At 69.6% G+C, this 803-nt stretch carries 3 protein-coding genes; 2 read left to right on the top strand and 1 reads right to left on the bottom strand.

Going from position 1 to position 803, the window contains the following annotated elements:
- A partial coding sequence (locus C7C46_RS36075; protein ID WP_220040740.1) for a hypothetical protein occupies positions 1-237 on the bottom strand: 237 nt, incomplete at its 3' end.
- On the opposite strand from C7C46_RS36075, the gene C7C46_RS35535 reads away from it, so the two are divergent.
- Positions 226-378 carry a hypothetical protein gene (locus C7C46_RS35535; RefSeq protein ID WP_181442655.1) on the top strand — a complete coding sequence of 51 codons (153 nt, stop codon included), beginning with the start codon at positions 226-228 and terminating at the stop codon, positions 376-378. The two genes, C7C46_RS36075 and C7C46_RS35535, sit on opposite strands and share 12 nt — an antisense overlap.
- Before the next feature lie 223 nt (positions 379-601).
- On the top strand, positions 602-803 hold a 202-nt coding region (locus C7C46_RS32460), incomplete at its 3' end, for a hypothetical protein (RefSeq protein WP_220040741.1).

Raw genomic sequence — 803 nt, forward strand, 5'->3', positions numbered from 1 at the left:
CGTCCCACTGACGGGGAGAAAGATCCACTTTTGGGATGATTTGCCATGAATGCCGAAGTTGCCGAAGATGGCGATCCTTTGATCAAAAGGCAAACTTAAGAGGATGGGCGAGAAATGAAAGGCGTTCAGCTCAAGATGGTGTAGAATCGTAACCACAGGGCGGCCCGGAGGACCGACATCGAGGTGATGTCGACGGGCCGGCCACCACTCCAGGGGGAGATCGCCATGACGTACCACCTCGACACCGCGCGGGCCATGATCGACGCGCGACTGCGCGACGCCGAGCAGCACCGCGTCGCCCGCGCGCTGCGCCTGAAGAACCGCGCCGAGCGCACCAGCCGGCAGGCGCGCCGCGCTCTGACCAGCCTCAGCGCGTGATCACCCGGCCGGGAACGGGCCGTCACCGATGACTCGGTGACGGCCCGTTCCGCTTTTGCGGCGCCGTACGCCGTCTGGCAGCAACCCCGGTGCCACGGCGGGCCGGTGACGCGGCGTCCGAGGCAGGTCCGCCCGCGGCCCGGCAGCCGAAATCCGACTGACGCAGACCCGACGGTGCGACAGGATGTCCGCCTGCCGTCCTGACGAGCGAAGGGCAGTCCGCATGCCGCACCCCGCACCGCAGTCGACTCCCCCACCGACCGGCCCGACCGAGCGACCCGACCTGACCGACCAGCTCACGGCCGAACTGGTGGCGGACGCTGCCGCCGCCCTGGCGCCGGCCGTCTCGCCCGACGGCCGCCTGGTCGCCCACACGGTGGTCGCGAACGGCGGGAAGGGCGGGCGTCCGCACAGCTCGCTCTGGG

The sequence above is a fragment of the Streptomyces tateyamensis genome (assembly GCF_003205575.1).
In the GTDB taxonomy this organism is placed as follows: domain Bacteria; phylum Actinomycetota; class Actinomycetes; order Streptomycetales; family Streptomycetaceae; genus Kitasatospora; species Kitasatospora tateyamensis.